At 68.2% G+C, this 24806-nt stretch carries 22 protein-coding genes; 6 read left to right on the top strand and 16 right to left on the bottom strand.

The window, feature by feature from the left end; translation table 11 throughout:
• Nucleotides 1-211: 211 nt before the first annotated feature.
• Nucleotides 212-406: a DUF5800 family protein gene (locus tag GRX01_RS06215; protein WP_159664575.1), complete on the top strand. Its 195-nt coding sequence runs from the start codon at nucleotides 212-214 to the stop codon at nucleotides 404-406.
• 32 nt (nucleotides 407-438) lie between these two features.
• On the opposite strand, the gene GRX01_RS06210 is transcribed toward GRX01_RS06215, so the two are convergent.
• Nucleotides 439-1218, bottom strand: coding sequence for a ribonuclease H-like domain-containing protein (locus GRX01_RS06210; protein WP_159664573.1), 780 nt, complete (start codon nucleotides 1216-1218; stop codon nucleotides 439-441).
• A 214-nt stretch (nucleotides 1219-1432) separates the two neighbouring features.
• Here GRX01_RS06210 and GRX01_RS06205 point away from each other — a divergent pair, with 214 nt between their 5' ends.
• Together GRX01_RS06205 and GRX01_RS06200 are read left to right on the top strand one after the other, a co-directional pair.
• Complete coding sequence (locus GRX01_RS06205) at nucleotides 1433-2161, top strand: SOS response-associated peptidase (RefSeq protein WP_159664571.1); 729 nt, start codon at nucleotides 1433-1435, stop codon at nucleotides 2159-2161.
• Between the two features lie 87 nt (nucleotides 2162-2248).
• Nucleotides 2249-2662, top strand: a complete 414-nt coding sequence (locus GRX01_RS06200; RefSeq protein ID WP_159664569.1) for a DUF2391 family protein — start codon at nucleotides 2249-2251, stop codon at nucleotides 2660-2662.
• Between the two features lie 268 nt (nucleotides 2663-2930).
• On the opposite strand, the gene GRX01_RS06195 is transcribed toward GRX01_RS06200, so the two are convergent.
• The 8 genes from GRX01_RS06195 to GRX01_RS06160 form a co-directional block, all read right to left on the bottom strand.
• A complete protein-coding gene (locus GRX01_RS06195; RefSeq protein ID WP_159664567.1) occupies nucleotides 2931-4001 on the bottom strand; it encodes a tyrosine-type recombinase/integrase in 1071 nt (356 codons plus the stop codon).
• The gene (locus tag GRX01_RS06190) at nucleotides 3998-4459 is read right to left on the bottom strand and encodes a DUF5805 domain-containing protein (RefSeq protein WP_159664565.1); all 462 of its coding nucleotides are present in this window, start codon (nucleotides 4457-4459) and stop codon (nucleotides 3998-4000) included. The genes GRX01_RS06195 and GRX01_RS06190 overlap by 4 nt, the downstream gene beginning before the upstream one ends.
• Before the next feature lie 195 nt (nucleotides 4460-4654).
• A complete protein-coding gene (locus tag GRX01_RS06185; protein ID WP_159664563.1) occupies nucleotides 4655-5635 on the bottom strand; it encodes a methyl-accepting chemotaxis protein in 981 nt (326 codons plus the stop codon).
• A gap of 1677 nt (nucleotides 5636-7312) precedes the next feature.
• Nucleotides 7313-8752, bottom strand: coding sequence for an ABC transporter ATP-binding protein (locus GRX01_RS06180; protein WP_394351372.1), 1440 nt, complete (start codon nucleotides 8750-8752; stop codon nucleotides 7313-7315).
• A complete protein-coding gene (locus GRX01_RS06175) occupies nucleotides 8749-9864 on the bottom strand; it encodes an ABC transporter ATP-binding protein (RefSeq protein ID WP_159664561.1) in 1116 nt (371 codons plus the stop codon). Before GRX01_RS06175 ends, GRX01_RS06180 begins: the two co-directional genes overlap by 4 nt.
• Nucleotides 9864-11318: an ABC transporter permease gene (locus tag GRX01_RS06170; protein WP_159664559.1), complete on the bottom strand. Its 1455-nt coding sequence runs from the start codon at nucleotides 11316-11318 to the stop codon at nucleotides 9864-9866. The genes GRX01_RS06175 and GRX01_RS06170 overlap by 1 nt, the downstream gene beginning before the upstream one ends.
• Nucleotides 11319-11324: 6 nt before the next feature.
• Entirely contained in the window at nucleotides 11325-12371 is a 1047-nt protein-coding gene (locus tag GRX01_RS06165) for an ABC transporter permease (protein WP_159664557.1), read from the bottom strand.
• 87 nt (nucleotides 12372-12458) lie between these two features.
• On the bottom strand, nucleotides 12459-14612 hold the full coding sequence (locus GRX01_RS06160; protein ID WP_159664555.1) for an ABC transporter substrate-binding protein: 2154 nt from the start codon (nucleotides 14610-14612) through the stop codon (nucleotides 12459-12461).
• A gap of 208 nt (nucleotides 14613-14820) precedes the next feature.
• On the opposite strand from GRX01_RS06160, the gene GRX01_RS06155 reads away from it, so the two are divergent.
• Nucleotides 14821-15786 (top strand): metallophosphoesterase family protein, encoded by a 966-nt coding sequence (locus tag GRX01_RS06155; RefSeq protein WP_159664553.1) that lies wholly within the window; start codon nucleotides 14821-14823, stop codon nucleotides 15784-15786.
• A 1-nt stretch (nucleotide 15787) separates the two neighbouring features.
• A complete protein-coding gene (locus tag GRX01_RS06150) occupies nucleotides 15788-16780 on the top strand; it encodes a carbohydrate kinase family protein (RefSeq protein ID WP_159664551.1) in 993 nt (330 codons plus the stop codon).
• Between the two features lie 30 nt (nucleotides 16781-16810).
• Here GRX01_RS06150 and GRX01_RS06145 read toward each other — a convergent pair whose 3' ends face one another.
• From GRX01_RS06145 to GRX01_RS06120, 6 genes are all read right to left on the bottom strand, one after another.
• A complete protein-coding gene (locus GRX01_RS06145) occupies nucleotides 16811-17620 on the bottom strand; it encodes a BtpA/SgcQ family protein (protein ID WP_159664549.1) in 810 nt (269 codons plus the stop codon).
• A gap of 180 nt (nucleotides 17621-17800) precedes the next feature.
• The gene (locus GRX01_RS06140) at nucleotides 17801-19357 is read right to left on the bottom strand and encodes a hybrid sensor histidine kinase/response regulator (protein WP_159664547.1); all 1557 of its coding nucleotides are present in this window, start codon (nucleotides 19355-19357) and stop codon (nucleotides 17801-17803) included.
• Nucleotides 19358-19498: 141 nt separating this feature from the next.
• The gene (locus GRX01_RS06135; RefSeq protein ID WP_159664545.1) at nucleotides 19499-20398 is read right to left on the bottom strand and encodes a hypothetical protein; all 900 of its coding nucleotides are present in this window, start codon (nucleotides 20396-20398) and stop codon (nucleotides 19499-19501) included.
• A gap of 98 nt (nucleotides 20399-20496) precedes the next feature.
• Nucleotides 20497-22302: a hypothetical protein gene (locus tag GRX01_RS06130; RefSeq protein WP_159664543.1), complete on the bottom strand. Its 1806-nt coding sequence runs from the start codon at nucleotides 22300-22302 to the stop codon at nucleotides 20497-20499.
• 136 nt (nucleotides 22303-22438) lie between these two features.
• Entirely contained in the window at nucleotides 22439-22885 is a 447-nt protein-coding gene (locus tag GRX01_RS06125) for a universal stress protein (RefSeq protein ID WP_159664541.1), read from the bottom strand.
• Between the two features lie 95 nt (nucleotides 22886-22980).
• Nucleotides 22981-23832: an MBL fold metallo-hydrolase gene (locus GRX01_RS06120; RefSeq protein ID WP_159664539.1), complete on the bottom strand. Its 852-nt coding sequence runs from the start codon at nucleotides 23830-23832 to the stop codon at nucleotides 22981-22983.
• A 17-nt stretch (nucleotides 23833-23849) separates the two neighbouring features.
• Between GRX01_RS06120 and GRX01_RS06115 the strand changes: the two genes are divergently transcribed.
• On the top strand, nucleotides 23850-24164 hold the full coding sequence (locus GRX01_RS06115; RefSeq protein WP_159664537.1) for a hypothetical protein: 315 nt from the start codon (nucleotides 23850-23852) through the stop codon (nucleotides 24162-24164).
• 17 nt (nucleotides 24165-24181) lie between these two features.
• Here GRX01_RS06115 and GRX01_RS06110 read toward each other — a convergent pair whose 3' ends face one another.
• Nucleotides 24182-24793 (bottom strand): hypothetical protein, encoded by a 612-nt coding sequence (locus GRX01_RS06110; RefSeq protein ID WP_159664535.1) that lies wholly within the window; start codon nucleotides 24791-24793, stop codon nucleotides 24182-24184.
• Between the last annotated feature and the right edge of the window lie 13 nt (nucleotides 24794-24806).

The raw sequence follows: 24806 nt of genomic DNA, 5'->3' as shown, positions 1-24806 counted from the left end.
ATCGGCCGGGGCACCGAAAGGCGCTTTCGGTCCGACGAGCCTCGGGGCCGTCACGATCGCCGCAGTCGCTCCCGTCACCGCCGTCACTGCACTCACCGCCGTCACCCCCGTCGCCGACCTCGCGGCGCACGAACGCGGAGACGCGGCCGACCCCGAGGACGCTCCCGGCCGGTGCCGTTCGTTTAAATAGGCCGGACGGCTACGGTCGGCCATGACCGCGCTTTCGTTCGACGAGACCGGCGTCGACGTCGTCTACGAGGGAACCGAGTTCCGACTGGAGAAGGACCTCATCGAGGAGGCGACACGCAAGTCGTACATGGACGTGACCGACCACGAGGTGCTGCAGATCGTCGAGGAGTCGCCGTCGCTGTCCGGCGAGCCGCGTCGTATCGGTGACATCGTCTGAGGCGACACGGGACCCGGCGCGAGCGCGCCCGGCTACCGCCCGCCGAGCGTCGTTCCGATCGGGTCGTCGTCGGGAACCGTCTCCCGGTGGAGCCGTCCCGCGACCTCGTCGGCGAGCGTCCGTAGGTTCACCGTGTCGTCCCGGTTGTACGAGACCAGCCTGTCCAGCGACTCCTCGTCGCCGCGCTCGTACTCATGCCACAGTCGAACCGCGTCGCGGCCGGTGATGTCCGGCCCGTCGCGGGCGATACCCAACTCCTGCTCGATCGGCTTCAGTCCTCCCGTCAGCCCGAGCGTCCGACACGGGTACATGAGATCCAGATGCGGCGTGTCGATCTCCATGTCGAAGGAGGTCTCGAGGAACGGCACGTCGAAGCTCGTTCCGTTGAACGTCACCAGGAGGTCGGCCTCGCGGAACTGTTCGCGCAGGGACTCCGCCGAGAGGTCGCGTCCCTGTACGAGCGTCGTCGTCTCGCCGTCCCGGTGAAAGGAGACGGTGGTGACGCGGTCGCGGTCATGCGAGAGGCCGGTCGTCTCGATGTCGAAGAAGCACGCGCCGTCGCGGAAGTCCTCGTACAGCCGCCACCGCTCCTCTGACGGGAACGCCCGATCGAAGAAGGGGGCGTCCCGGTCGTCGAGGCGCTCGGTCGCCTCGTCGATGAACGACTCGATGCGCGAGGCCGTCGTCGCGCCGACGCCCGGCGCGCGGTCCTGCCGAAACTCTCCCCACTCGCGGACCCCGTTCTCCCACATTCGGCGCTCGGTCGTCGCGCCGACGCCCTCGACCGGAATGAAGCTGTTTCTGATGCGCATGGTGTGTCCGCGACCGCGGGCTCGGGGTGAGATATCGCCCTGCCCCCGCAGCCGCCGTGTCGGTCGATGTGGGGTCGCACCGAGGCTAAAGGGTTCTGTTGCGTCCCGCTCGGGTCTCCCCGTCGCCGACGACGGGCAACGCGACACGGGTGGACGCACACCCTGCGTGGACCCACACGGTACGGTTATTCCGTCCGCGGTATTCGGATCCGGTATGTGCGGTCGCTACTCGCTCACCCTCTCCGCCGCCGACCTCGCCGAGCGGTTCGACGCCGCGGTCCCCGACGACTGGGAGCCGCGGTACAACTGCGCGCCGGGGCAGGACCTCCCCGTCGTGGCCGGCGACGCCCCTGACGAGTTCCGCAGGATGACGTGGGGATACACCCCGGCGGGAGCCGACGAGGCCCGAGACCTGATCAACGCCCGAGCCGAGACCGTCGACGAGAAGCGCGCGTTCGCGGCGTCGTTCGAGTCGCGCCGCTGTCTCGTCCCCGCGGACGGCTTCTACGAGTGGAGCGACCGCGAGGGGGGAAAGCGCCCGTACCGGGTCGCCCTCGAGGACGAGCGCGCGTTCGCCATGGCCGGCATCCACGCGACGTGGGAACCGCCGACGCCGGGGCGACAGGCCGGACTCGGCGAGTGGGGCGGCGGAAGCGACGACGGCGACCCGTCCGACGAGCGCGTCGAGGCGTTCGCCGTGCTCACGACGGAACCGAACGAGCGGGTGGCCGACCTGCATCACCGAATGGCGGTCGTGCTCCCCCGCGAGCGGGAGGGCGACTGGCTCGCCGGCGATCTCGGGAAGGCGGACCTGCTCGAACCGTACTCCGGCGACGACATGGTGTACTACCCCGTCTCCTCGCGGGTGAACTCCCCCGCGAACGACGAGCCGTCGCTGATCGACCCGGTCGACACGGACCGCGGCGGCGACCTCGGCGCGTAGCCGGCGTCGGCACGGTTCGGCGGGTCCACGGTTGGCTCCCCAACACTCGACCCCTGCCTACTTCCCGGGCCCCGCCGATGGCTCGATATGGCTCGGGGCCGCCGCGTCAGGTTCGACCTCGCCGACATCGCTCAGCAGGCCGTCGGGGCGCTCATCCTCGCGGGCGGCCTGCTGATCCCCGGCGACATCTGGATCGTCGCAGCGGGAATGAGTCTCGCGCACGCCGTCGTCGGCGTCACGCTCGCGCTGGGGCTCACCTACGTCGCGCTGTACACCGCCATCGAGCGGCGGGACCCGACGAACGAGCGGTCGGTCGCGGGGCTTCCGCTCCGGTTCTGTTCCACCGTCGGGGTCGCCGTCGGCGTCTCGCTCGTGCTCGTGTGGCTGTACGCGCTCCCCCTCGAGGAGCCCCGCTCGACCGTCGAGGTCGTGAAGGCGGTGCTCGTCGCGACGTTCTTCGCCTCCCTCGTGGCCGCCGTCGCCGACGCCGCGTTGGAGTGAGGACTCGTCCCGGATCATCGTCCGACGCCTTCCAGCGCCGCCGACTCGGCCGTTCCCCGTGCCGGTCCGCATCGATAGATTCCCGGGCGCTCACGGATCGAACGGAGATAACTTTCATATAGCGATATAAGATATACGTGTTGCTCTCGTGCCCGTCTCAACCGGCAGGTATACTCGGATATCCAACAATTGCCTCGTTCCATTCACGCCTCGGAATACTCCCACCCCCAAACCCCGGCGGTCGCGGACGGGCCGATGGTCCGTCAGTTCACCGAAGCAGCGAGTAGACGTGCCGCTCGTAGGTCTCGCGGACGTTGTGCCCCCAGTTGTGCGTGTACGTGTCGATGATGTCGTCGCCGACGTCGCCGCGGAGGTACTTCACGACGCCGCGGTCCCCGGTCCGGTCCCGCAGGTGGGTGGTGAAGAAGTGCCGGAAGTAGTGGGGCGTGACGTTCTCGGTCGCCCCGGCGCCGCGCTCGTACCACCCGGCGTCCGCGGCGTGCTCCCTGACGACGCGACCGACCTGTTCGGGCGTGAGGCGTTCGCCCCAGCCGCTCCCGGTGCCCACGAACAGCGGCTCGGCCGGCGAGACGGCGTCGGGCCGGATCGCGAGCCACCGGACGAGGGTCTCCGAGAGCTCGTCGTCGACCGGGATCACCGTGTCGCGCTTGCGCTTGTTCGATGCGGTCCGCTCCTCGCCGTTGTACGACTCGCCGACCGACGGCTCGCTGGCGACGAACAGCGAGTCCGGCCGGCCGTCCAACTGGGCCCGCGTCCCCACGTCGTAGCCCGCGAGCCCCCGTGAGAGGGTCAGATCCCGGAGGTCGAGGTTGCACAGCTCGCCGACGCGCATCCCCGTCTTCAGCAGCGTGACGACCAGCGCCCGCTCCAGCGGGTGAGCGATGCCGCCGACGAAGCGCCGCATCCGCGGCACGGAGATCTCTCTGCGCGTGGGGTCGGTGTCGATCCGCTCGTCGAGCTCCTCCATCACCAGCGCCATCGGGTTCGCGTCGAACGCGCCCACCTGCGTCATGTACGCGAAGAATCGATGCAGGTACGCCGCGTACGTCGCCGTCGTCGACTCCGCGAGGTCCGGATCGCGGCGCAGTTCGTGGACGAACGCCATGCAGTCGCGATGGGAGGCGGCAGCCGGCTCGTTCGAGCCGCCCGCCGGTCCCCGACCCTCGTCCGCGAGGAACGTCTCGAACCGCCGGAGCACGCGGCCGTACTCCGCCCGCGTCCGCGGGCTCTTCCCGTGGAGCTCCATGTCCTCGAGGAAGTATCCGACGGGGTCGTCGCCGACAGTGCCCTCGTCCCCGGTTCCGTCCGCCGCGCTCATGACTCCACCAACACGTATCCGCCGTCGCGACCGCTGTACCGAACGCGGCCCGCCGACTGGAGTTCGCCCATCGTCTCGTCGACGCGCGCCTCGATGTCGCCGGCGACCGCCTCGACGAGTTCGTCGAACGACATGACGTCGCCGTTCGCGAGGGCGCCGAGGAGGTCGTCTTCGAGGCCACTACCCCCAGGGTTCGAGGGGGCAGAACCACCCTCCGCGCTACCGGAATCTGTTGCCGGATCCTCGCCGTCTTCGCTCGGTCGCGATTCGACTCCGTCGGGCGACCCGAACTCCTCGGCGATCCCGAGGTCGCGGCGGCCGGCCTGCACCATCGTCCGGAGGAACTCGGACTGGGACATGTCCAATCGTTCGGCGTCCGCCACCCACGCCTCCTTCTGGTAGGTCGGCACCCTCGCGGTCACGGCGACTCGTTCGGTTTCGGCGTCCGCCTCGCTCATGCCCCCGTCTTCGCGGCGACCCACATGAATCTGATGCAACCTCGCGTCCTAATGCCCTAATTCTGTATATTTCATCAAAGCGTGAAAACCGCTTCCGAAGAGATATGGCGGCGAATATATGCATTTGCGGTCGACTCATCCACCCCCAGAAGTTGATGCAATATTCTGTCTTTATCTCGCTCTCCGACGGGCGGATCAGTCCGTGATGACGTGTTCCTCGACGAGCCGATCGATGTCGTCGTCGATCTCGTCGAGCTCGTCCGTCTGTTCGTCGACCGCCTCGACGATCTCGGCGGTTCCGGCCGCCGTCTCCTCGGTCGACTCGACGACCTCCTCGACCATCGTGGTCACCTCCTCGGTGCCTGCGGCCTGCTCGTCGGTCGCGCGGGCGACCTCGTCGATCCCCTGATCGACTTCCTCGACCACCTCGTCGATCTCCTCGAAGGTCTCCGTGGCCTCTTCGACGGCTGTGACTCCCCGCTCGATCCGTTCGTTGTTCTCCTCCAGGCTCTCGACGGCGGTCTCCGTCTTCGCGTGGATCTCGGCGATCATCGACTCGATGCTCGCGGCCCGCTCCTGTGAGTCCTCGGCCAGCGACTTGATCTCGTCGGCGACCACGCCGAACCCGTCCCCGCCGTCGTCGACGCGTGCGGCCTCGATGGAGGCGTTGAGCGCCAGCATGTTCGTCTGCTCGGTGATCCCGTTGATCACCTCGATCACCTCGTCTATCTGCTTGACGCTCTCCTGAATGGCCTTCACGTCCTCCGTCACGCTGTCCGCCGCGGTGCTGATCGCCGTCATCGCGTCGGCGATGTCCCCGGCCGACTCCGCACCCGACGACGCGAGCTCGCGGGCGTCGGAACTCGCCCCGGCGACCTGTTCGGAGGAGGCGGCGATCTGCTCGACGGCGGCGCTGAGGCTGCCGACCTCGTCGCCGACCTGCTGCATGGCCTCGTGCTGCTGGGCGACCTGATCGCGGATCTCGTCCACCTGTCGGGCGATCTCCACGGACGACCCCTGCAGTTCCCCGATCGACGTCTGGATGTCGCTCGCGGCGTCCACGTCGTACCCGTCATCCCGGTCCACTCCCTCTCGGATCTCCTCGTCGATGTCGACGTCGATGTCCTCCTCGATGTCGCTCTCGGAGGCCAGCTCGTCGGCGTGTTGAGGCGACATACGCTATCCAGCGGTCGGATAATCAAAAACCCATATCTCAAACTATCACGTTCGATTCCCGTTCCGACTCGAGTGCGCTCCCCGCGGCCTCGACGCATCGTATAAATCGCATATCGCGATATCAAAGCGGCCTCCCTGAAGACCACAGCTTTCGCATTTGGATTTCTACGAACCACCCCTCGATCGAGAGGATGACCCTGTGCGCTGCGGATGCAATCGGATTCATACGAGCTCGGCCAGTTCTCGAGGCCCACCGTTAGCTACTGGTTCTTATCCACCAGATCGACAGGGAGCCGCCAGAAAACTGCGTTCGACAGAGAACGTTGTCTCTGTTGAAGTCTTTCAGCATCGATATTGCGTAGAGCTGTCTTCGCTATCGAATTCTCCGAACCCACTACAAACCGAAATCTCAGCAAATCACAAGACGGGAAGAAGGTTTCAACAGATCCGGTTGGTTATATATTAACGGAGGGGTCTAGGCGGCGTTTCTTCACAGACTCATCAGAGATCCCTATGCGTGTCCAGCATTTCACCCAGCATTCAGGGAGTGTGATCGTTGGCCAGTCGGAACGTCGCGTACATTCCAACGTACAGTAGGGTGGTGACTCCTATCAACGCCATTCCAGCACTCAAACTTACTCGGACGTTGGTTAGGCCCAGCGCATTCGAAATAGCGAGGAGTAGAATACACCCCCCGACGAGGGCCACGTACATCGAAATCAGCTTTCGGCGATCTGAGGACATATTCCTTTATTCTTCTTACTGAAAACATATCTGTCGAAGACCGTCAGTCTCGAGATCTCAACAGTGGCTCCCCGCATGATTCACAAACGTACTCACTCGTCTCAACCGTAGAGCAACACGTATCCAACGTGGCCGTTGTGAACGTCATATCCGCGTCACACCCCGGGCACCAGTTAATGAACACTCGCATAGCTGAGATGAGTCGTCCGCGTTGTTCTGGCGTGAGCGAGGACCACTCGTCGAGCTCCGTTGCCAATACGATATCAACCGCGAGGTCAGCGATCATCGCTGTCTCAGATAGCCACCTCGCAACTTCCTCGTCATTATGAGTCAAGACAACCCCATCTTGTGCCTGTTGCAGCGTACCCCCTTCAACGCCAAACTTCTGGGATGCAGTCGCCAGCGGGCGGGATCGAACCGTTGCTGTTGTATCTTGAACAGTGCCCTGCAGTTCGGCTGATAGTTCGAGATCACCGTCGACACGATCGAGAATTCCATTCACAGAAAGAAACTTCCAGAACTGGAGGCGACGGTCTCGGGGGCTTCACAGCGAAGCCACCAAGTCAGTCACTGCTCTGGGAGATGTGGAATGAAGTGTTGAGTAACGTCAAGCGTGATCTGTGTCAGTCTGGGCAGCACTCGTTTTTCACCACGTCGTCGTCAGACCGATTCAGAAGAGATCTGCCTGCCTTCTAGGCCTCCACGCGGTTCACAGGTTCGGTGGATCGACCGCATCGTGTGAGAGCCTCCTTCGACGGATGGCGGCGTCCTCCGCCCGTGGCGATCGTCCTACTGACCCGCGCTTCCCGTGTCGTGGTCCGCGATCCGTTCCGAACGGGGGGAACGGGAGACCGGTGTACTGCTCCCCGTTTCACAGTCACCTATCGAGAACGGAGGCCACGCATCGAAGTCGCCCGTCGAGGTGGTGGGCCGTCAGTCGTCGCCGAACCGGCGGTCGACGACGGAGCGGGGGTCCTCGTACTCGTCGGTGTGGCGGACGCACGCGCTCACGCGGCCGTCGTCGCCGACGGCGTGTCGCTCCGGCCGTTCGCGGTTGCACACCGAACCGAACGCCTCGCGGAGCACCGCGGTCGCCTCCTCGTCCTCGCCCCGACGGGCGAACTGGACGGCGTCCTCGACCGCGCTGCGGGCCGACTCGGTGAGGAGATCGCTTCGCGCCGAACCGTCGGCGGCGGCGACGTCCGAGTCTCGCTCGAACAGGTCCGCCACGACCTCGTCGATGTCGCTCGCGTCGGCGGCGAGTCCCAGTCGACGCTTCAGCCGTTCCGTGAGCCCGGTCTCGGTGTGGGCGCGCTCGCGCAACACCGTGTGGAGCGCGTCGATACGCTCCCAGGCGGTCCCCGAGAGGTCGTCGAACTCCGCGGGGCGGACCTTCGCCGGACAGCGGGTGGCGAAGCGGCACCCCTGCGGGGGGTCCCGCGGCGACGGGGGCGTTCCGCGAAGCGTGACTCGGTCCCGGTCGGTGCCGGTGTGGCTCCCCGGGATCGCGGACAGCAGCGACAGCGTGTACGGGTGCGCCGGGTCGCTGTACACCGTCTCGGTGTCGCCCAGCTCGACGATGTCGCCGAGGTACATTACGGCGACCCGGTCGGCGATGTGCCGGACGACGCTGAGGTCGTGCGCGATGAACAGGTAGGTGAGGCCGAGCTCCTCCTGCAGGTCCTCAAGCAGGTTGATCACCCGCGCCTGCACGCTCACGTCGAGCGCCGACACCGGCTCGTCGAGCACGATGAACTCGGGTTCGAGCGCGAGCGCGCGGGCGATGCCGACGCGCTGACGCTGCCCGCCGGAGAACTGGTGGGGGTAGCGGTAGTAGTGCTCCTCGTTGAGCCCGACGAGATCGAGCAGCTCGAAGACGCGTCGTCTGCGTTCGGAGGCGGTCTCCCAGTCGTGGGCGTCCAGCGGCTCCCGGACGATCTCGCCGACCGTCATGCGGTCGTTGAGGCTCGCCTCCGGGTCCTGAAACACCATCTGGGCGTCACGCTGCCACTCGCGGAGCTGCTTCCCCGAGAGGCGCGCCACGTTGCGCCCGTCAGAGACGACTTCGCCGCCGGTGGCGTCCTCGAGCCCGAGGATGGTCCGCCCGAGCGTCGTCTTCCCACAGCCGGACTCGCCGACGAGCCCCAGCGTCTCGCCGCGGCGGATGTCCAAGGAGACCCCGTCGACCGCCTTGACCGGGTCGTCGCCGAGGAACCCGTCGTCGTCGTAATACTTCTTCAGGTCACGGACCTCGACGAGCGGGTCGTCGGCGGTGACGGTGGAGTCGTCGGAGTCGGCGGCCGCTCGGCTGGGTCGACTCGCCTCCGACTCGTTCGCCGTCCCCGACTCCGTCGCCGCGTCGTTGCGGCTCACGCGCGATCACCTCCGTCGGCGACTGCGTCGGCGTCGCCGTCGGTGGTTCCTTCCCCCCGGAGATCGCCGGCGTCGAGGTCGTGTTCGTACCCCTCCTCGTGGAGCAGACACGCGGCGGTGTGATCGGGGCCGACCCGGATCGGCTCCGGATGGACGCGCTCGCAGGCGTCGAACGCCTCCGGGCACCGGTCGGCGAACCGACAGTCGGTCGCCTCCGCCGTCGGCGTGGGGACCTCGCCGCCGATCGTCGGGAGGCGATCGCCGGAGACCGTCCGGCCGGGGATCGACGCGAGCAGCCCCCGCGTGTACGGGTGCTGCGGTCGGTCGAACAGCTCCCCGACCGGCGCGGACTCCACCATCTCGCCGGCGTACATGACGTTCACTCGATCCGCGGTCTCCTCGATGACGCCCATGTCGTGGGTGATGAACACGATCGCGAGGTCCTCCTCGTCCTGCAGGTCGTCGAGCAGCTCCAGTATCTGCGCCTGGATCGTCACGTCGAGCGCGGTCGTCGGCTCGTCGCACACGAGCAGGTCCGGATCGCACGCCAGCGCGACGGCGATGACCGCACGCTGGCGCATCCCCCCGGAGAACTGGTGCGGGTACTCGGTGACCCGCCGGCGCGCGTCGGGGATCCCGACCGATTCGAGCAGCCGGACGGCCTCCTCGCGCGCCTCCTGCCCCCGGATCCCCTGGTGGATCCGCAGGGTCTCGCGGATCTGGTTGCCGACGGTGTACACCGGGTTGAGCGAGTTGCTCGGGTCCTGGAACACGATCGAGATGTCGCCGCGGTGGGTGTCCCAGTTGTCGCCGGTCAGCTCGTCGCCGCGGAACCGGATCGAACCGGACTCGATGACGCCGGGGGAGTCGATCAGCCCGAGGATCGAGCGTGCCGTGACCGACTTCCCGGAGCCGGACTCGCCGACGATCCCGAGGGTCTCCCCCTCCTCGACGGAGAAGGAGACGTCGTCGACCGCCCGGATCGTCTCCTTGTCGGTGTGGAAGACGGTCGTCAGCCCCTCGACCTCGAGGAGCGCGTCGCCGCCGCCGTCCGCGCGGGCGGCCTCGTCGACCGGCCGTTCCGCGTGCGGGTCGGCGCCGTCGGCGGCCATCAGGCACCACCCCCGCGACCGCTGGCGCCGCCCTGGTCCTCCGCGTCGGACTCCGGATCGATGGCGTCGCGAACGCCGTCGCCGAGGGCGTTGAACCCGGTCACGACGAGCGTGATCAGGATCCCCGGGATGAGCGAGATGTGCCAGGACGCGGTCGTCACGTAGTCCTGCCCGGCGTTGACGGCCCGTCCCCACTCGGGTGTGGGCGGGTTGACGCCGAGCCCCAGGAACGAGAGCCCGGCGATGGCGATGATCGCGCCGCCGAGCGTCATCGAACCGTACACGAGCACGTAGCCGGTGATGTACGGAAGCATGTGTTTTCGCATGATCGCCGTGGGGGTCTGTCCGAACGACTTCGCGGCGTCGACCCACTCGCGGTTGGACACCTGCAGCGCCGGGCCGCGGAACGACCGCCACATCGCCGGCCAGCCGGTGCCCGCAAAGATCAACGCGAGCACGAACGCCCCCGAGTATATCTTGCCGATCCACGTCCCCGAGAGGATCACCGAGAGCATGATGAGCAGGAGCAACTGCGGCATCCCCATCACGGCGTCGGAGACGAGCACCGCGCCGAGGTCGATCTTCCCCTTGTAGTATGCCGTCACCAACGCGAGCACGACGGCGATCGACACCGAGAGGCCCACGGAGACCAGCCCGATGATCAACGAGATCCGCGATCCGTGGGCGATGAAGGTGAACAGGTCCTTGCCGCTCGGAAGCGTCCCGAACGGATGGATCCGGCCGTAGTCGTCGTACTGCATCGGACCGACGTTCTCCTGTGGCGTCCCCTGCGACTGCGATCCCAGGTTCGCCTGTCCGACGGTGACGGTCTGGGTCCCGTCGCCGGTCCAGTAGGTGAGCTCGTTTCCGTAGGGGTCCTCGAGGTTCGCCGCCGTCGTCGTGGGACTGAGCGCCGGCGCGAACAGGACCATCACGAAGAACATCGCGACGACGGCGACGCCGAACAGTCCCCACTTGTGTTCACGGAACCGGTCGATCACGTCGTCACGGGGCGTCCAATCGGCGATCCGGTAGTGGGTTCGATACCGCTCGTAGCCGACCCACAGCCAGCCCAGCGTCACGAACGAGTACGCGTAGATGAGCGTCGCCCGGAGGAGCCACGCCAGATCCGGCGACAGCCCGAGGAACGTCCCGACGTAGCCGCTCCCGTTGTAGTACCCTTGGTTCGGGATCGTCTCGCGAGAGAGAAGCGTCGGGACGGCGTCCGCCGCCCGTTCGAGCGCGAGCACGGCCGCGGGGACGGCGACCCCCGGCAGCGCGGCCGCGGCGTCGGCGAGCAGCGCCGCCATGAACTCGACGAGGGCGCCGGCCTGTAGCGCGAACAACACGGCGGTCACGGCCAGCCAGGTCGCCGCAGGGCGGGGGTTCGCCATGATTCGATCTCGAAGCGGTGCGGCCTCGCCGTCGGTGAGGGTTCTGGTTGGTGTCGCCATGTGAGATCAGGTCCCGTCGTAGCCCACGCGGGGGTCGATCAGGGTGTAGAGGATGTCCTGTGCGATGTTGATGGTGAGCATGAGCACGATGAACACGAACATCAGCGACCCGACCAGCGGGAGGTCGCCCTGTATCGCGGCGTCGAAGAACAGCTTCCCCATGCCGTTGATCCCGAACACGGACTCGACGAGGACGCTGCCGCCGATGAGGAGGAACGCCTCCGTGGTGATCACCGGAACCAGCGGGACGAGCGCGTTCCTGAACACGTGCTTCCAGACGATCGCCCGCCCGGGAACGCCGCGTGCACGAGCGAAGTCGACGTACTGTTCGTTCTTCGTCTCGAGAACCGCGGTCCGCCCGATACGCATCTCGTTGCCCATCGACGCCGAGCCCAACACGAGCGCGGCCGGCAGGATCTTCTTGATCGCCGCGAGCGTCTCTCGCGGCTGTGTGAAGAGAGCGAGCGGGTCGCCGGCCATGTAGGAGAGTCCGGGGTTCCCGGTCACGCCGGACGGGAGGGTGATCAGGAACGTGTCCCAGTCGAAGCCGAACAGCGACTCCGAACCGACCAGCAGCGCGAGGAGGATCACCGCGAGCCAGAAGTTCGGCATCGCGCGCCAGACGATCCCCGAGACGGAGGCGACGTAGTCGGCGACGGAGTTCGAGCGGATCCCGGCGTAGAAGCCCAGCGGCACGCCGATACAGATCGCGATGAGCACCGACCAGAAGCCGAGCCAGACGGTCCGCGGCAGGAAGTCGAGCACCAGCGCGCCGACGTTGGAGCCGGTGTACACCAGCCACGTCTGCCCGAGATCGAGCGTGAACAGGCTCCACATCCAGTCGACGTAGTGCTGTAAGGGGGGCTGGTCGAGGCCGAGTTCGGTCCGGGCCGCCTCGTACTTCGCCTCCGTGAGTCGTTCGTTTCCGCTCAGGAGGTTGGCGGCGGGATCCACGGGGCCCTGGTAGATGATGAACCAGGTCATGCTGGTTCCCAACCACAGGACCGGGACGGACATGAGAACGCGCTTGACGATGTATTTCAGCCGGTTCATGTGTTTCGGAGGTCAGAGGGTCTCGTTGGTCACTTCGATCGCACTACAAAAATACTGTTGAATCGAGGAGGCCGGCGCTCGGTCGTGTCAGTTGCCGTCTTGGTCCTCGAGCGTGAGGGTGTTGAAGGTCTGATTCTCCATGGTCCCGGCCATGCGGACGTTCACCCGGTCCTGCCAGAGCCGCTGGGAGACGGAGTGAACGAGCGGGAGCTCCTGGACGGCGGCCCAGTTGACCTCCTCCTGGAAGTAGTAGACCTCGTCGCGTGCACGGACTGCCTCCTCGCCCGGTCCGCGGTTCTCGAGATACGTGTCCCACTCCCGGTCAGACTCCGGCATCAGCGGGTCGAACTCCGCCTGCGTGGACTCGGCCTCGCCGTAGTTGTAGCCGGCGTCGTTGATCGCCGACTCCAACTCGTCGGGAGTGACGTTCTCGATGGCGACGCGAACCCGGTTGTTCTCGATGTCGACCTTCACGTGGTCCTCGGGGAAGTCGCGGTCGAGCTGTTCGTACACGTTCGAGCGGACGGCGTCGACGCCGTCGCCGTCGAAGTCCACGTCCGAACAGACGACTTGGTACGTCCACCGGGTGAACATCCCGCTGGGGCTGTCATACGGCGGGATGAACCGGAGGAAGTTGTCCGACTCCGGCCACTCCATCCCGTCGCCCAGCGAGAACATGTCCATCGCCCCGTCGAGGGCCTGTCCGATGATCGTCCCGAAGTCGGCCTTGACGATGTTGATGTCGATGTAGGCGGCCGTCGCCTTGTCGCGCAGCGTCTGCGCGATCGAGTCCCAGGCGCCGTCGCCGGAGAACACCGTGAACTCGACTTCGGCACGGTTGTCCTCACCGTAGCCGGCCTCCTCCATGACGCGCTGGGCCTCGCCGATGCGGGCCTCGCCGACGCCGTAGGGGTAGCCGTCCGAGAACTGATCCATCCGATTGCGGTGCCCGTCCTGGTAGTGTTTGTTGTAGTTCTCGCCGGGGTTCTCGCCCTCCCGGGCCATGAACGCGCCCGGCGGCGTGAGGTGGTACGCCGCGGGCTGGAGCCCCTTGTACACGTCCTGGGAGATGCGCTCCTGGTTGATCAGGTAGGCGATCGCCTGCCGAACCGGTTTCGGGGTTCGCGCGCAGTTGAACACGAGGTAGTCCGTGTCGAGCGCGGGCGCCTCGCCGTAGTTGACGGTGTTCCCGTTGTCGAGGTCGTAGGTGCCGGTCCGGTAGGTGCCGCGGTTGCGGTCGATCGACCGGCGGTCCGAGTTGAACGCCGCCGTCGGCATCCCGTTGAGGAGAACGTCGAGGTTACCGTTCTTGAACCGGGAGAAGCGCGTCTGCTGGTTCCCGATCACCGTGTACACGATCTCGTCGATGTAGGGACCCTCGCCGTAGTAGTCCTCGAACGCCGACAGGCGGATCTGGTCGCCCTTGCTCCAGGAGTCGATCTGGAACGGCCCCGTGCCCGCGAAGAACGGGCCGTCGCCCGACGTGGAGAAGTACTCGTTGTACTCGTACTCGCCCTCCCACATGAGGTCGTCGACGCCCTCGTGGTCCTCGTAGTCCTTCGGGTACGCGACCACACCCTCCGGGATCGGGGCGAACGTGCCGCTGGCGATCTGCGACATCGTCCCCGTGAACGGGGTCGCCATCGTGAACTCGAAGGTGTAGTCGTCCACCGCCTCGACGGCAAGCGTTCCGGGGATGTACGCCGAGACACCGTCCAGGTCGTCCTGCTTCTCGTGGTCGATGGCGAACGTGTCGCCGACGATGTCGTCGGCGTTCCGGGTCTCCTCGGCGCCCGCGAGCCGCTCCCACGAGTAGACGAAGTCCTGTGCCGTCAGCTCGTCGCCGTTGTGGAACTGTACGTCCTCTCGGAGCTGGAACGTGTACGTGAGGCCGTCGTCGGAGACCTCGTAGTCCGTCGCGAGCCCGGCGACCGGCGGGAGGTCGCCGTTCTCGAACGTCATGAGCGTGCCGTTGTACTGGTTGTAGCCCGCGCCCGACCCCTTGGCGTTTATCGGGTCGAGCGTCTGGACCGGACCGTTGGAGGCCAACTGGAGCGTCCCGCCGGTGTACGTCTGTTCGGACTCCGGCGTCGCCGTCGCCGTGTCCGTCGACGCCGGCGTGTCGGTGTCGGCTTCCGTCGACTGTTCGTCCGGTTGGTTCCCGGAGCAGCCCGCGAGCGCCGCCGCCACGCCCGAGCCTGCCGCGGTGAGAAAGCGCCGCCGAGTGGTGTCCTCGGACATCACGTGTATCCGTTAGTTCGGGCATAATGTAACTTGCCATCTACAGTCCTATGCGGATATATAGGCGTCCAGATCGCTCTCTATCCCACATGTCTGTATTTGCGAGAATCGTCCGTGACATTCGTTCGGACGGCGGTCCGGTGGGTCGGTCGTCCCGCGAACGGCCGGGACCGGGAGCGTTTTGAGACGCGTGTCCCACGGCACTGCCATGGTCATACCGGTCGACAGATCCGGCTCCCCCGAGGGAACGCTGATGGCAACGCTCGATCGCCCGGTCGCCGACGAACGGACGTGCGTCGCCGTCATCGCCGATCCACACCTCTCGACGGAGGAGGCCGGCACGTCGAAACTGTTCGATCGCACCGAGGAGCACGTCGCCAACGCGGTCGCCGACATCGCCGGTCGCGACGTGGACGCGACGCTGTGTGCGGGCGACATCACGAAGGACGGCGAGCCGTGGAACTTCGACCGGTTCGACGAGATCGCGGCGGACCTCGACGCCCCGTTCTACTCGATCCCGGGCAACCACGACGTGCCCAAGGAGGGGTACGACCACGAGAACCTCCCGATGGCCGAGTTCGAGGCGCGGTACACGCCTGACGGCCAGGGTTTTCCGTTTCACGTCGCCGTCGGTGGGATCGACGTGATCGGAGTCAACACGGCGGGAACCGAGGAGTGGCTCTACGACTCGCACGCCGGAACCGTTCCCGGCGATCAGCTCGACGAGCTGGACGAGCTGCTCGCGGACGCCGACACGCCGCTCGTGCTCGCACACCACAACCTCCCCGCCATGTCCGAACAGGTGCACGAGCACCGCGAGCTGGCCGAGCCGGACATGTTCGTCCCCCCGGAGATGGACGACCCGGAGCCGTTCGTCGAGACGCTCGAACGCCACGACGCCCCGCTGTTGCTCACCGGGCACCTCCACATGCCCTCGGCCGCCCTTGAGGGGTCCGTCCGCGAGCTGATGATGCCGACGACGTGCTCGTTCCCGCAGGGGTACTGTCTGGTCGAGGTCGGTCCCGACGGTACCGAGGTACGGTTCGTTCCCGTCGCCGACTTCGACGGGATGGTCGTCGGCCACCGCGAGCGGTCGACGGACTCGGTGACGGCACGGGGTCTGACCGGCATGGCGGCCGCCCGCCTCGCGCAGTTCCCGCTGGTCGAGGAGTGAGATGGACGGTCGCGACGCCGCGGACGCCTCGGACGACGGAGCGTCGGCCGATGGGTCCGTCCCGGTCGCCCCCGAGGTCGTCACCGTCGGCGCGGCGACCGTGGACCGGACGTACCGCGTCTCCAACATCCCGGAGCCGGACGGCGGCGCTTACGCGGACGACGTCGCCGAGGCGTTCGGGGGCGTCGGCGCGAACGTCGCCTCCGCGAGCGCCCGCCTCGGCCGCTCGGCGGGACTGATCGCCCGGATCGGCGACGGCGACGTGGGCGATCGGGTCGCCGCGGATCTCGACGAGAGCCCGATCGACACCAGCCATGTCCGACAAAAAGCCGAGACGAGTACGCACTGTGTGATACTCCGGGACGACGACGGGAAACGGAGCATCGTGACCGCCGGCGACTCCGCCAAGCGACTCCAACTGACCGCCGCCGACCGGTCGTTCCTCGCCGGCGCCGACGCGGCGTTCCTCACCGCGTACAACCCCGACGCAGTCCACCACGACGCGCTCGACATCGCAGAGCGGGCCGACGCGCCGCCGTTCGTCTTCGACCTCTCGGGGCCGCTCGCCGAGCTGGCCGGACGCGGGGCGCGCGAGGGGACGATCGACCGGTGGATCGACGCGGCCGAACTGTTCGTCGTCGGCGAGGTCGCCGCCGAGTCGTACCTCGGCTGTACGGGCCGGGAGGCGGCCGCGGAGCTTCGCTCGCGGGGCGCCCGTCGGGTCGCCGTCACGGCCGGACCGGAGGGCGCGGTCCTCGGCGACGATGACGGGCTCCACGACCTGCCGGCGTTCGACGTGACTGTCGTCGACGAGACGGGCGCCGGCGACGCCTACGTGGCGGCGTTGATCGACCGCTGGGTGCTCGGCGGCGACGACGCTCGCGAGGCGGGGCGCTTCGCCGCGGCCGCCGCCGCGTTGAACGTGACGGAGGAGGGCGCTCGCGGGGGGTTGGCGACCCGAGGGGAGGTCGAGGCCTTCCTCGCCGACCGGTAGTCCGCGCTCGCCGGTTCCGACTCGGGGGCTCTACGCCTGGGCAGCCTCGACGAGCTCCCGAACGCGGGCCTCGGAGACCGGGTTGCCCACGTCGCCGTCCTCCTTGAGCGCCGTCCCGACAATGACGCCGTCTGCGAGTTCGAGTGTTTCCGCGACCGTGTCGGCGGTGACCCCGCTCCCGACGAGGATCGGCGTGTCGAGGTCGTTCGCGTCCCGCCGTTCGACCGCGTGTTCCAGATCCGAGCGCTCCGTCTCGTGGCCGGTGCCGCTCCCGCTGACGACGACAGCGTCGGCGAGCCCGCGCTCGACACCGTCGGCGACGGACTCGGCGGAGAACCCCCGGGCGGCGATCGGCGCGGAGTGTTTCACGTCGTGGTCGGCGAGCACCGCCACGTCCGCGTCCAGTCGATCGCGCAGGCGCATCGTCTCGTGGGCTGTCCCGTCGATGACGCCCTGATCGGTCACGCGGGCGCCGGTGTGGATGTTCACGCGAACGAAGTCGCCGCTGGCGGCCGCGGCCACCGACAGCGCCGCGTCAGCGTCGTTGCGGAGGACGTTCACTCCCACCGGGACGTCCGTCTCCTCGACGACCGCCCGGGTCGCGCGGGTCATGCTCGCGACGACGTGCTTGGGCACGTCGTCCGGGTAGAACGGGGCGTCGCCGAAGTTCTCAACCATGATCGCGTCGACGCCGCCAGCCGCAAGCCGGCGCGCGTCGCGCTCGGCCGTCTCGATGATCGCCTCGCGGTCGCCGTCGTACTTCGGCGCTCCCGGGAGCGCCGGGAGATGGACCATTCCGATCACCGGCTGCCTGCCGTCCGCGAACAGTGAATCGAACATGACGTGCGCTATCGGCGGTCCCGGCGTCAGTCTGACGATCGACCCGCCGACCGTGCTGTCGGCCCCGGAACGGATCCCCGCACCGACAGCGCCACGTAAATCATATATCGCGATATAGAATGTGTCGGTCGACCCGACCCTCGTCAGTCCACGCACAGACCGTTCAGGTACGCAGTCCGGCTACGAGACGAACGAGTCGAGCGTCTCCTGGCGGAACTCGAAGCGTGCGCCGCCCGGGTCCGAGTCAGCGAGGTCGACGCTCCAGCCGTGGGCGTCCACGATCCCCGAGACGATACCGAGCCCGAGCCCCGTCCCGCCGTCCAGGGAGTAGCCGAACTCCAGGACCTGCTCCCGCTCGGAGTCGGGGATCCCGTCCCCGTCGTCGCTCACCGCGAACCCGCGGACGCCGTCGAGGGCGTCGACCGTGACCGTCACCGAGGGAGGCGCACCCTCGCCGGTCGGGTTCGAATCGTGACCCGCGTCGGTTCCGGACGGGTCCCCGCAGTCTATCGGATCCGCGGCGGGTTCGGCCCTGCGCCCGTCCGTCGAGGGCGCGTGTTCGACGCTGTTCCTGAAGAGGTTCTCGAGCAGCGTTCGTATCCGCGCGGGGTCGCCGAGCATCGTCTGATCGGCTCGAACCCGCAGTCTCGCGTCCGGCGCATCGACCGTCGCCCACGCGTCCCGCGCGGCCTCGGCGATCGACACCGGGACGGGGTCGGTGACCGGGTCGCTCACGCCGCGCAGCGACTCCAGCGACGAGACGAGGTGGTCCATTCGGTCCACACCGAGCTCCAGCCCGGACAGGTGTTCCAGTGGCTCGTCGGCGTCCGGCGGAAGCGATTCCTCGATGAGCATTGCCCGGCCGCGGATGACCTGGATCGCGTTTCGCGCGTCGTGTGCGACCGCGCTCGACAGGGCCTCGAGTCGGTCGCGCTCCGTGCGGAGCAGCTCCTCGCGCTCGACCCGATCGGTCACGTCCCGTATCGTCCGGCCGACCATCGAACGGTCGTTCCGCGTGTCCTCCGCCTCCGGAAAGTGGACGACGTCGAGAACGCGTTCCTCGCCACCAAGGTCCGTCTCGATGCGGTGTTCTCGGCGCTCGCCGTCGGCGAGCGCGCCCTCGCCGTGGTCGCGGAGGTCGTCGGCCACCGCCGCCGGGAACAGGTCGTCGTCGGTCGACCCGAGGACCCGGTCGCGGGGGAGGCCCACGAGGTCGACGTAGGCCTCGTTGACCAGCCGGTGTCGACCGTCCTCGACCACCGCCATCGGCTGATCCGTCCGCTCGACGAGCAGTCGGCGGCGTACGTGGTCCGCACCCGCGGTACTGTCGTCCGTGTGTCGGTCGTTAGAGTGTCGATCGATCGTCTCCCGGACGCGACGGGCGAGCGTCCGATACGGATCGCGTCGGTCCTCCCGAACGTACTCGGAGACGCCCGCCGTGATCGCGTCGCTCGCGATCGCCTCGCTCCCCTCGTCGGGGAAGAGGACGAACGGGGTCTCGCCGCGCTCGTCGCGTACCTCCGCGAGCAGATCGAGCCCGTGCCCGTCCGGCAGGTCGTACGCGCTGACGACGCCGTCGACCCGTCGAGCGTCGGCGACGACGCCGAGCGCCGCGTCGGCGGAGCCGACGGTGACGACCGTCGCCTCCGGCAGCGCACGGTGCAGTTCCTCCGCGGCCCGGTCGCAGCTCCCCGGATCCGGATCGACGTACAGGACGACCGGAGGGGAAGCTGTCATCGCGACACAGATATCGGTCGTCCTAAATAATACTGCTCATTGTGTCCGATCCACACGATGGACGCCGCGAGCGCGGCGTCGAGACGGACCTCAAGCGGTCGGCTCGGGAACGGCCTCGCGGGGACGGACGGCCCGCCCGGTTCACTCGGGCGCCAGTGCGGTGTCGATGTCGCTGGCGAGCGCGATCTCGAGGGATCGGGTCGCGCGAGTCGCCTCCGCCTCGTTCTCCATCAGGACGGTCTCGCTGGGGAACAGATCCTCCCCGAGCACGAGCCCGTGCTCCCGGGCGGTCCCACCGGTGACGGTGAGGTAGACGCCGAGGCCGGTCTCGGCGATCGCCGCCTCCTCCTCCTGCCCGGCGTCCGGGTAGACGAACTCCACGCCCTCGAGGGCGTCCGTGCCGAGGATCGCCTCGACGAGGCGCTCGTAGCGCGGCGAGATACAGAGCGGCCCCTCGTAGTCGGCGACGAACGACCGGTCGAGATCGGCGCCCGACGGCAGCGTCTCGGGGGTCGCCATCAGCGTGTGTCGGACGGTGTCGCCGAGTCCGGTCGCGATGCGTACGTCGGTGTCGCGGGGGTCGATTCGGGCGTTCACGTCCGAGAGGTCCGAGAGCCCATCGGGTTCCAGGCCGACGACCTCCTCCAACACGAGATCCGCGGAGTCGAACCCCAGCGCGAACTCGTGGGTCCGAAGCGCGCGAAACGGCTCCTCGCGACCGACGAGGCGGACCTCGTGGCCGTCGACCTCGATCAGCGCCGAGTCGAAGACGATCCGTCGAGGGTGTCCCTCGCGGTCGTCCCGAACCAGCGTGTACTCGGGTCCGCGGCCCTCCGGGTCGCTGTAGGCCGCGAGCCTGGCGTACACGCCGCGTTCGTCGCGGTCGTCGCCCTTGGTGATCGCCTTCTCGTACCGAAGCGTCGAGGACACGTCGTCTGCCAGCGCCGTCGCGTCGTCGCCGCCGACAGCCGCGAGCCGCTCCAGCGCTGCCTCCAGCGGTCGCCCCTTCCGGGGGACCGCGACGGAGACGGGTCTGCTCATTGGCGGACGGTGGTGACCCCGGTGCAAAAGCGGCGCGTTTCCGGCACGCCCCGGTCGACCCCGATGCGGGTCGCGGAACCTCCGGGAGGGGACCCGTGTTACTCCTCGTCGTCGGTTCCGGCGTCGTCGGCTCCGTCGCCTCCGGCCGCGCCGCCGGGACCGAACACCGAGGAGAGCCGCGTCCGGAACTCCTCGAACTCCTCGAGGTCGTCGTGGACCTCCTCCAACTCCGCGCGCATCTCGGACAGCTCGTCGTCGACGAGCGCCGAGACCGACTCGACCTCCTCGCCCAGCGACGCCAGCTCGTCGCGCACCTCGGCGACGGCCTCGTCCTCGTCGGCGACCTCCTCGGAGAGCTCGTCGAGGTCGGCGCGGACCTCGTCGAGCGACTCCTCGAGCGATTCGGCGGTGTCGCCGACCTCGTCGCCCAGCTCGTCCACGTCCTCGCGCAGCGTGTCGACCTCCTCGCCGACGGCGTCCATCTCCTCGCGGACCGCCGCCGCGTCCTCGCTGGCGGACCGGGCGTCCTCGCTTGCGGTCCGTGCTTCCTCCCGTACCGAGTCGACCTCGTCGCGCATGGACGCGCGCTCGTCGGCCGCGTCGGCGATCTCCTCACGGGCGTCGCCGATGTCCTCGGTCAGCTCGTCGAGGTCGGCCTGCAGGCCGTCCATCCACTCGCTGGCGAGGCCGTTCTCGTCGATGAACTCCTCCAGGGCGTCCGAGTAGGCCGCCATGTCCTCGACCTTCGACTGGAGCCGGGAGATGCGGGCGTCGACGCTCGTCGAGTGATCGAGCTCCAGTTCCTCCTTGAGCACCTCGCGGTCCTCCTCGGAGACCCTGCCGGCGCGAAGCTCCTCGGCGAGCGCCGCGGCGACGCCGCCGCCGGCGGCCCCCGCGCCCTCGTCGGCGGCGACGACGGCCGCTCGGTCCGATTCGTCGGTGTCGTCATCGTCGACCTCGGCGGCGTCGTCGACCTCCTCGACCTCCTCGACCTCGCCGGCGACGTCGCCGTCCTCGTCAGGCTCGTCGACCGCGTCGCCGGCGGCGTCCGGTTCGGCGGGGTCGTCGTCCTCGGCCGCTGCGGGTTCGCCGTCGAGGTCGAGGGGGGCATCGGCGTCGACCTCGGCGCCGGGGTCGTCCTCCGTGTCGTCGGCCGCGTCGTCCTCGCCCGGTTCGAGATCGAGCAGACCGTCGGGGTCGGACACGTCGCCGTCGGTCGAGTCGTCGCCGGCCGCCCCACCCTCGTCGGCTCCTGCGCCCTCCTCGGCGTCCGACAGGTCATCGAGGGGGTCCGTGGGTGACTCCTCGTCCATCGCCTCGTCCGCCGGGCCGAGTTCGTCGTCGCTCCCCTCCGCCGCGAGCGGGTCGGTCGGCTCGCCGGCGTCCAGGTCCGCCTCCGCGCCGGCGAGGTCGAGGCCGTCGGACCCGTCGTCGTCCGCGGGCTCGTCGTCGGTGTCGTCCCCGGCGAGCACGTCGCGGACGGCCTGCGAGGAGTCGTCGCCGATCACGTCGGCCACGTCGCCGACGGGGTCGTCGTCCTCCGCCACCTCGGCGACCGTCGGCGTCCCGAGGAACCGGTCGCCCTCCCCGGGGTCGTCGGTTCGGATCCCGTACACGGTGACCACCTCCTCGCCGGCGTCGAGCCGGCGGCGGTACTCGACGCGGTGGTCCTGATACGCCGTCCAGTGCTCGGACTCGTACTCCGGGTGGAACCCGATGCGGTCCATCGGGAAGTCCTCCGGGATCTCGTCGACGAGGCGGAACTCGGCCGCGTCCTCGCGGTCCGAGCGGAGGGTGAACTCGATCGCGGGGACGGGGAACTCGTCGGCGGTGAATCGCTTCTCGACGGTGACGCCGTCCTCCTCGACGGTGACGACGTCGGTGACATCGGGCCCCTGGCTCATGGGTACATCGAACCCGGTACGATATAAAAAGTCACCGGGCCGATTATCGTATCGACAGCCCGCGAGGCCGCCGGAACGCGGTCCACGGCTCCGGTGCGGTCGGCGAGTACGCCCTCCGGCGTCGCCCCCGCGGACGCTACTCGGTGACGACGGTGACGGGCACGTTGGACTCGAGGATGACGCGCTGGGTGTCGTCGCCGAACAGCGCCTTGCCGGTCGGCGAGCGCTTGCGCCCGGAGATGAAGAGGTGGTCACAGCCGCGCCGACGCGCCTCGGACAGGACGGTCTCGGCCCGTTCGCCGACCATGCCGACGGCCTCGTACTCGATGTCGACGTCGTCCAGCACCTCGCGCCCGATGTCCGAGGCGTACGCCCGGGCCCCCTCGACGGCCTGACCCACGCTGTACGTGGAGTTGCCCCGGGTCACCTCCGCGAGCTGCTTGCGCTTCTCGTCGTACTCGTCCTCGTCGGCGACGTACAACAGCGTGAGGTCTGCGTCGACGCCGGCGGCGAGTTCGCCCGCCTCCTGTGTCAGCGTCTTCGCGGTTTCCGTCGGTCCGACGACTGCGAGGGCGTGGTCCATGACACTCGACTGTTGAGAGGGAGTGAAAAATCCTGAGGGTTCGTGACCGTGCGCTCACACGTGTCGGGGACGGACGGTCGAACCGGGTTCGTCCCTCAGAGGTCGAGTCGGTCGCCGATCTCGACGATGTCGAGTCGTTCGGGGTACTCGAAGCCGCGAACGTGTTCGTGAAGTGCGGTCGGGTCGGCCGTCAGTCCCTTCCACATGTCCCAGTGGCTCGGGAGCATGCGGGCGGCACCCAGCGCCTCCGCGATCTCGACGGCTTGGTTCTCGTCGCAGTACCAGCGCGTGCGCTGTGGCTCGCGCGTCCGTTTGTCCGGGACGCGCCCGACGGAGCCGAACGCGACGACCGCCAGATCGATGTCGTACTCGGCTCCGAGGTCGGCGAAGCCGTCGTGGGGCTTCGTGTCGCCGCCGTGGAAGACGGTCGTGTCGCCGTACCGGATCACGTAGCCGACCGGGTGCGTCGCGTCGGCGTCGGAGACCCGAACGACGTCGACGTCGAAGCCCCCGACGGAGAACGAGTCGCCCTCCTCGATCTCGTTCAGTTGCCCGTGGTCCACGTCCCAGTGGTCGGTCCAGCCCTCGTCGTCCGTGACCTCGAGGGAGTCGTCGGCGGCGTAGAAGTCCGCCCCGGAGTTCGCCAGGATCGGCGCCTGCGAGGGGCCGTGCGTGTGGTCGGTATGCTCGTGGGTCGCCAGCACCGCGTCGGCGTCGTACACGTCGTGGGGGTCGAACGGCACCGGGATCATCCGGACGGTCCGCGGCGGGTCCCCCAATCCGACGTACGGGTCGATCCAGAGGCTCGTCTCGTCGGCGCCCTTCAGAACGAAGCCGTTGCAGCCGAGGTACCACACCGCCACGCCGTCGGGCTCGGCGGCCTCGATAGTTCGCGGGAGCCAGTCGCCCCAGTCGGACGTGATCGCCGGATCGCTCGCGTCGCTCATGGCTCCCGCTTCCGGGCATGAGCGCTAAGACCTATCGACTCGACGCGACCGGTATCCGCGGCTATCGTGGACGCCTCCCCGTCCTGAAGGTCGTGGCTGTCTCGGGGACGGCGGCCGTCTCGCTTCCGGAAGTGACGGGCTACCGCTCCCGCAACGACCGGGTAACAATCACCGGTCCCACCGTCCCCCGAAAGCATATGTCGACGCACATCCCCGACGAGGACATGTCATCGAGAACGCATCGAACGCTCGAGTTCGCGGCGATGCGCGACAACATCGCCGAGTGCGTGGCGGTGGTCGACGCGCAGACGTTCGGGCAGTCCGCGACCTGATCCTCCGAGGGCTACGCTCAGTCGCGCCAGGAGCGATAGAGGTCGTGGCCGACCATTCCGACGCCCGGGAGAGTCACGAGCCAGTTGATCAGGCCGCCCAGCACCGGGATCGCCGTCGCGAGCGCCAACACGAGGGCGCCGACCAGCACCGCCGTCCCGTCCGGGTCGTCCCCATGGGTGAGAAAACTGCCGACTATCCCGACCATCACGGCGGATCCGACGAGCCCGACGACCGCGAGGACGAACACTCCGGGAATGGCGACCACCAGTCCGATGATCGTGATCGCGAGGACCGCCAGCGCGATCGGGACGCCGATCCCGACGATCAGGCCCCAGACGACCGTCTCGCCGGCGTCGTCGCGGAACTCGTCGAGCTTTCGTGCGGCGTAGTCCGGGCCGAGCGCGACGAGCGCGCCGCCGAGGAGGAGGTTGACCACGAATCCGGCGCCGACGTTCACCGCGAGCCTCGTTCCGAGGTCGAGCGAGGACCGCGGGTCGGTCACGCCGGGCTGTGCGGTCGCGACGCCGGCGACGGCGACCACCGCCAGCGTGGCGGTCGCGGCGATCGCAGCGACTACCGCGGGGGCGCCGCCGACGCTACGCGGGGTAGGCTTCCATGTGGAGGGCATCGTCGGGAGAGGT

Source organism: Halobaculum saliterrae, assembly GCF_009831625.1.
Lineage (GTDB): Archaea > Halobacteriota > Halobacteria > Halobacteriales > Haloferacaceae > Halobaculum > Halobaculum saliterrae.
Note: the sequence above shows the minus strand (reverse complement) of the source record. Positions and strands in the feature narration are given on the sequence as shown.

Coding starts and splice junctions, on each gene's coding strand:
- GRX01_RS06215 (WP_159664575.1), top strand. CDS start 212: ATGACCGCGCTTTCGTTCGACGAGACCGGCGTCGACGTCGTCTACGAG.
- GRX01_RS06210 (WP_159664573.1), bottom strand. CDS start 1,218: ATGCGCATCAGAAACAGCTTCATTCCGGTCGAGGGCGTCGGCGCGACG.
- GRX01_RS06205 (WP_159664571.1), top strand. CDS start 1,433: ATGTGCGGTCGCTACTCGCTCACCCTCTCCGCCGCCGACCTCGCCGAG.
- GRX01_RS06200 (WP_159664569.1), top strand. CDS start 2,249: ATGGCTCGGGGCCGCCGCGTCAGGTTCGACCTCGCCGACATCGCTCAG.
- GRX01_RS06195 (WP_159664567.1), bottom strand. CDS start 4,001: ATGAGCGCGGCGGACGGAACCGGGGACGAGGGCACTGTCGGCGACGAC.
- GRX01_RS06190 (WP_159664565.1), bottom strand. CDS start 4,459: ATGAGCGAGGCGGACGCCGAAACCGAACGAGTCGCCGTGACCGCGAGG.
- GRX01_RS06185 (WP_159664563.1), bottom strand. CDS start 5,635: ATGTCGCCTCAACACGCCGACGAGCTGGCCTCCGAGAGCGACATCGAG.
- GRX01_RS06175 (WP_159664561.1), bottom strand. CDS start 9,864: ATGGCCGCCGACGGCGCCGACCCGCACGCGGAACGGCCGGTCGACGAG.
- GRX01_RS06170 (WP_159664559.1), bottom strand. CDS start 11,318: ATGGCGACACCAACCAGAACCCTCACCGACGGCGAGGCCGCACCGCTT.
- GRX01_RS06165 (WP_159664557.1), bottom strand. CDS start 12,371: ATGAACCGGCTGAAATACATCGTCAAGCGCGTTCTCATGTCCGTCCCG.
- GRX01_RS06160 (WP_159664555.1), bottom strand. CDS start 14,612: ATGTCCGAGGACACCACTCGGCGGCGCTTTCTCACCGCGGCAGGCTCG.
- GRX01_RS06155 (WP_159664553.1), top strand. CDS start 14,821: ATGGTCATACCGGTCGACAGATCCGGCTCCCCCGAGGGAACGCTGATG.
- GRX01_RS06150 (WP_159664551.1), top strand. CDS start 15,788: ATGGACGGTCGCGACGCCGCGGACGCCTCGGACGACGGAGCGTCGGCC.
- GRX01_RS06145 (WP_159664549.1), bottom strand. CDS start 17,620: ATGTTCGATTCACTGTTCGCGGACGGCAGGCAGCCGGTGATCGGAATG.
- GRX01_RS06140 (WP_159664547.1), bottom strand. CDS start 19,357: ATGACAGCTTCCCCTCCGGTCGTCCTGTACGTCGATCCGGATCCGGGG.
- GRX01_RS06135 (WP_159664545.1), bottom strand. CDS start 20,398: ATGAGCAGACCCGTCTCCGTCGCGGTCCCCCGGAAGGGGCGACCGCTG.
- GRX01_RS06130 (WP_159664543.1), bottom strand. CDS start 22,302: ATGAGCCAGGGGCCCGATGTCACCGACGTCGTCACCGTCGAGGAGGAC.
- GRX01_RS06125 (WP_159664541.1), bottom strand. CDS start 22,885: ATGGACCACGCCCTCGCAGTCGTCGGACCGACGGAAACCGCGAAGACG.
- GRX01_RS06120 (WP_159664539.1), bottom strand. CDS start 23,832: ATGAGCGACGCGAGCGATCCGGCGATCACGTCCGACTGGGGCGACTGG.
- GRX01_RS06115 (WP_159664537.1), top strand. CDS start 23,850: ATGAGCGCTAAGACCTATCGACTCGACGCGACCGGTATCCGCGGCTAT.
- GRX01_RS06110 (WP_159664535.1), bottom strand. CDS start 24,793: ATGCCCTCCACATGGAAGCCTACCCCGCGTAGCGTCGGCGGCGCCCCC.